This window comes from Kamptonema animale CS-326 (assembly GCF_028330895.1).
Taxonomy (GTDB): domain Bacteria; phylum Cyanobacteriota; class Cyanobacteriia; order Cyanobacteriales; family Microcoleaceae; genus Kamptonema; species Kamptonema formosum.
Map to the genome: position 1 here is coordinate 1 of NZ_JAQMUA010000057.1, position 5,565 is coordinate 5,565.

2 protein-coding genes are annotated in these 5,565 nt (G+C 41.7%); both read right to left on the bottom strand.

Annotated features, from left to right (window positions below; all coding sequences use genetic code 11):
- Nucleotides 1-4,921, bottom strand: a 4,921-nt coding sequence (locus PN499_RS03395) for a trifunctional serine/threonine-protein kinase/ATP-binding protein/sensor histidine kinase (protein ID WP_272030277.1), incomplete at its 3' end; no start/stop codon positions are given.
- 61 nt (nt 4,922-4,982) lie between these two features.
- Nucleotides 4,983-5,565, bottom strand: a 583-nt coding sequence (locus PN499_RS03400) for a sensor histidine kinase (RefSeq protein ID WP_272030278.1), incomplete at its 5' end; no start/stop codon positions are given.

Sequence of the window (5,565 nt, forward strand, 5' to 3'; positions counted from 1 at the left end):
GAACTTTGTAGTCTTTGTCAACTCTAGAAAAAGTGCGGAGGCTAGTGCTAATACCTTGGATGCGATCGCAGCCCAATTGCATCGAGTCAATCATTTTAGGCAAGTCTTCGATGATGTAACCTAAATCGATATCTTCGGCATGGTCGGTAATCTCTGTTTCTGGGGCGCGATCGCGATAGAGATTGAGATGCTCCACTAAGTCTTGAACGGTGGATTTAGCTTCATTCAAATTGCCAGCAATAAAGCCAACGGGGTTATTAATTTCATGAGCCACGCCAGCAACCAAATTACCCAAAGCAGACATCTTTTCGCTTTGAATCATTTGCAATTGGGTTTGCTGCAAGTCATATAAGGCTTGTTCTAGCTGTTGGGAATAGGTTTGTGACTGTTCATAAAGTCGCGCATTTTCTAGGGAGATAGCGGCTTGAGCGCAAAGTAGATTCAGTAGCTCGACGCGATCGCTTGTAAACGCCCCCGTTACTAAATTATTTTCTAGATATAAAATGCCCAGTAATTTCCCTTGATGCAAAATCGGACTACACAAAATACTCTTAGGTTGCTGACGGATAATATAGGGATCGTTAACTAAGGTGGGATCTGCTGTCGCATCCACTAAAACAACAGTCTGATTGTTGTGCTTGACTTTGTAAATGAGCTTCACGGGAATCTCCTGGCTTTCCTCAACGGCAATCTTTTGTAACATTAATGGTTGCGTTCCCTCGGTAATTGAGCCTTTAATTAGCAGGCGATTGTCTCGCAACAGCATCAACACGCATTTATCAGCTCCGGCATTTTTGATGACGATTTCAAGCAACGATGATATAAGTTTTTCAAATTCGATTTCGCATGAAAGAGTTTGGGAAGCTTTGAGAAGGGTTTTTAAATCTAGGGTATCTGAGATACTGCTGCTAGAAGTGGCAGAATTGGTGAATGTGACATTCCCCAAGGAGAAAATAGTTTCACTAGTAGAAAGAGGAGAAGAGGTTTGCTTTAATATGGGGGCAAGTAATTGCGGATAGCGTTTTTCTAAATCGGCAATCTTGGCTTTTGCACCCCAGCGAGCATAGGCATAGTAGGCGTTGGTCATGTATTCTCCAGCTATACCCTTTTTGCCCCAATCTAGGTAAAACTTTGCCGCTAATTCGTTAGCCAGTGCTTCTTCTTGGATATATTCGTAGGCTTTGGCAAGAGCGATCGCACGATCGAACAGTTCAATTGCTTCTGCTTTTTGTCCCGATAAAATGCTTAAAACAGCATTAACTAGAGCGTACTTATGAGCAAAGTTTTCCGGGCAACTAGCAGCCCATATACTGAGTTGGGCTTGGTTTGATTTAACTTTTTGGATGTAACTATTGTCTAGACCTAGAGAATGACTCCAACAGTATTCAGCGATCGCAATAGATTGATAGAAATTAAGAGCTGCAACCTGATATTTGCCAGTAATTGTACCAACTAAGTTTTCAGCTCCCTGTGCTGATTCCACGGCCTCTGCATAGCGCCCATAAAAACATAGAACTTTAGTTTTTAGAATCAAATAATGGCAAATTGCATAGTCGCTGTTATTTATCCTACATACCTCAAGATGCTGCTGCTCAGTCGGGAGATTCTTTGCAGGACTAGCTGTAAGTTCAGCAAGCCAAATGTTTAATCCAGTAATGACATCCACAGCCAGTTGATAGTTAAGTTTCTTGGCGGAAAACCTTAAATATTCAGGAAGATTTTGCTCAACTTCTAATAGGCTTTCTCCTGCATAAAATGGATTGAGCAGCTTGTACATTAAAAGATTGCCTGAGAAAACCATCTCCCCCGACTGTAGTCCAGCAACTAATCCTTCATCAAAGATTGGCCCTGAACAACGCAAGGAACGCACCCAAGAAAGGAGATTATTCCCTAGCATATAGCAAGCTTTGCAGAGATTATCTGCTTGCTTAAATCGTCTGGCTAAACTCACTGCCAAAACTCCAAATTCATAGCCCAATTGATAGTCGCCATGATAAAATCCCAGATACATTCCATAGGCTGAAAATCCGTTTCCTGATTCACCGATCGCGCCAAAGTTAAGCGATACTGAAACCATTGATAAAGCAACGATAAAGTATAGCTCTCCCTTCTGTAGAACATAAACGGGTACGATTAAATTATTCAGGATTTTGATAATCAGGCATTTCTCTGGATCGGTAGCCTCTGGTTGATCGACTAGCTGCTCTGGCTTACGATTCGCTAATTTCAATTGAATCTCACGTTGGTAAGATTCAATTTGCTCTGGTAAGTCTATTTCTGATAAATCAAAATTCAAGCAAGATAATGCCTTTTGTCCATACCGAAGTGCTTGCAGGTACTGACCCTGCAAGGTGAACATCATAATCGCTAGGTTAAAGGCTTCGGCTCTTTCAAGTTGTCGTCTAGCAAAGCTAGAGATTGTTTCAACAAGGGCTAGAGAAGATTGGAAATCCCCGGACAAATACTGAACTTCTGCAAGATTGAAATAAACTTCTAGAGACTTTTCGTAGTCTTGCTGCCAACTATCTGGAGGTAACAAGCGTTGAGCTACCGTAAAGTAGTTCACAGCAACTCCATAGGCAGTAGACTCTTTAGCCCTTGTCCCTGCAATACAGTTTAGCCGTAAAAGTTCTAAACGTTCTTCCTGGCTTTCATGCAGTTCAAAACCCTCATTTAAATGATTGACGACCGCAAAAATTTTGTTACCTTGTTCCTCTGGCGAACCATCAGCCAGCAGAAGTTTGCCAATTTTGAAGTGAGTGGCTTGCTTTAAACCTTCAGGAATGAGAGAGTAAGCCGCTTGCTGGATGCGATCGTGGAGAAACAGATAACTAACGGTGATGTTATTAACCGCTTCTACATCTTCTAGATCGCGTTCATTGCCGTAGAAAAACTTGTAGGTTGAGTTTTCTGGAATGACTAACCCATCTTGAAGCGATTGCCACAACTTTACGGCCACACTATCTTGAGTAGCTTCACAGACTATTGCTAATGTTTCTAAATCAAATCGATTACCAATGCACGCCGCTAACTTTAATACTTCCTGTGTTGCTCCTGGAAGCCTCCGCAATCGTCGGATGGTAAATTCCACAACATCATCCGTTAAAGCTAATTGTTTCACCAGGGTTAAGTTACACTGCCACTGACCAGAGAAATGATGAAAAATAATACATTCTTCATCATGCAGTCCGTATAAAAACTGAATAGTGAAAAATGGGTTCCCCTGAGTTTTTTGGTAGACGAACTGCGAAAGTGGCGCAGCGATCTCATGGGAACACTGCAATGTATCGGCAACTAAACAGGTAATATCTGATTCATGCAAAGAACCCAACGTTAGAGTGTTGAGATTGACACCTCGTTGTCTAATCTCATTGAGGGTTAGCATCAAGGGATGGGCTGGAAAAACTTCATTATCCCGATAAGCTCCGAGTACGAGTAGATAGCCTGCTTCCAACTCGCTCATCAACAATTTCAACAGGTTCAAAGAAGCGGAATCAGCCCACTGTAAATCATCGAGGAAAATCACTAAGGGATGTTCTTCCTTTATAAATACCTGAATAAATTTGCCAAACAGCAGATTAAACCGATTCTGAGATGCACTACCAACTAGCTTAATTACCGGGGGTTGGGAACCAATGATCTGTTCTAGTTCGGGAATGACTTCAATCAAAACTTGTCCATTTTCACCAACAGCAACCAGAATTTGCTCCTTCCAGCTAGATAGTTCTACATCGGATGCGCTCAGTATTTGTCCCATCAAGCTGCGAAGAGCTTGGACAAAGGCTGAAAACGGAATGTTGCGATTGAACTGGTCATACTTGCCTTTGATGAAATAGCCGCGCTGTCGGGTGATGGGTTTGTGGACTTCATTCACTACCGCAGTTTTGCCAATACCAGATAAACCAGCTATCAGTATCAGTTCAGAACTGCCGCTAGCAACACGCTCGAAGGCTTTCAGCAACGACTGAACATCGTTTTCCCGTCCGTAGAGTTTGTCGGGGATGATGAAGCGATCGCTCACATCTCTTTGAGCAATGGGAAAATTATTAATCTCACCAGTTTCTTGTAGCTGATGCAAACATTTTTCTAAATCGAATTTCAGCCCCAAGGCACTTTGATATCGGTCTTCCGCATTTTTTGCCATCAATTTCATCACTATATCTGCCACCACCTGCGGGATTTTTTCTTTCCGATTCCCTTCTAAAAGTGCTGGTTGTTTGGCAATATGAGAATGGACTAATTCCATTGGGTCATTGGATTCAAAAGGTAACTTTCCGGCGAGTAATTCAAATAAAGTCACACCCAGAGAATAAAAGTCACTCCGATAGTCAATCCCTCGATTCATTCTCCCGGTTTGTTCGGGAGAGATATAGGCTAAGGTTCCTTCTAAGACATTGGGATTTTGGATTTCCTGGGTTTCTCGTGGTAGCAGAGAAGAAATACTAAAGTCAATTAATTTGACTTCTTTCGTATCTGGATTAATGAGAATATTAGCAGGTTTAATATCTTTGTGAATGATGCGGTTTTGGTAGAGATAGTGGAGAATATCTGTCAGTTGTATGGCGATTTGGAGAAATTCTGCTATCGGTAAAATTTTATTGATTTTGCTGGCATCTTTTGCCCTCGGTCGATAAGCAGAGAGGGAGACTCCACCAAAATCTTCCATGACTAAGGCATAGCTATTTTGGTAGACTTCTAAAGTCAGGGGTTTGACGATCTGAGAGAAGTCGAGATTTTTAGTAATGGTATATTGGTTGCAAAATAGGATGAGTTCATTAAAGCTGGGGTATTCGTTTCGCAGTATTTTGATGACGATTGGTTGTTGGTCGCTAGTACGGATGCCTCGGTAAACAAGAGTACGAGTCCCTATATAAAGTTTTTCTGTTATTTGATAGCCTGATAACTTTGGGTGCGGGTTCATAATTCGTTCATTCTCGATTAGATAACAGGTGAATTAGAATGTTTTATTATATGCTATTCTATTATTTAACAGGGAGAGTGATCTCAAACACAGTACCCTCACTAGGTAGAGAATTAACGGTAATTTGTCCCTGATGTTTTTCGACGACAATTTGACGCGCGATCGCTAATCCCAAACCCGTCCCTTTCCCGACTGCTTTTGTCGTAAATAAATGGTCAAATATTTGGGCTTTAACTTCTTCGTTCATCCCCTGACCATTATCAGCAATACTAATTTTCACCTGATTATCTGCTAAGGTAGTTTGAATGGTAATTCGATTAGGATTAGCCTTAATTTCTGCAAAGCTGCGATTGATATTTGACTCTTCCAGTGCATCGATCGCATTGGCCAGAATATTAATAAATACCTGGTTAAGCTGGCCTGGGAAGCATTCGATCGCCGGAATATTGCCGTAGTCTTTAACTACTTCAATCGCGGGTCGCTCGTCGTTCGCTTTCAATCGATATTTGAGAATTAAAATCGTGCTGTCGATGCCCTCGTGGATATTAAAAGGAACTTTGTAGTCTTTGTCAACTCTAGAAAAAGTGCGGAGGCTAGTGCTAATACCTTGGATGCGATCGCAGCCCAATTGCATCGAGTCAATC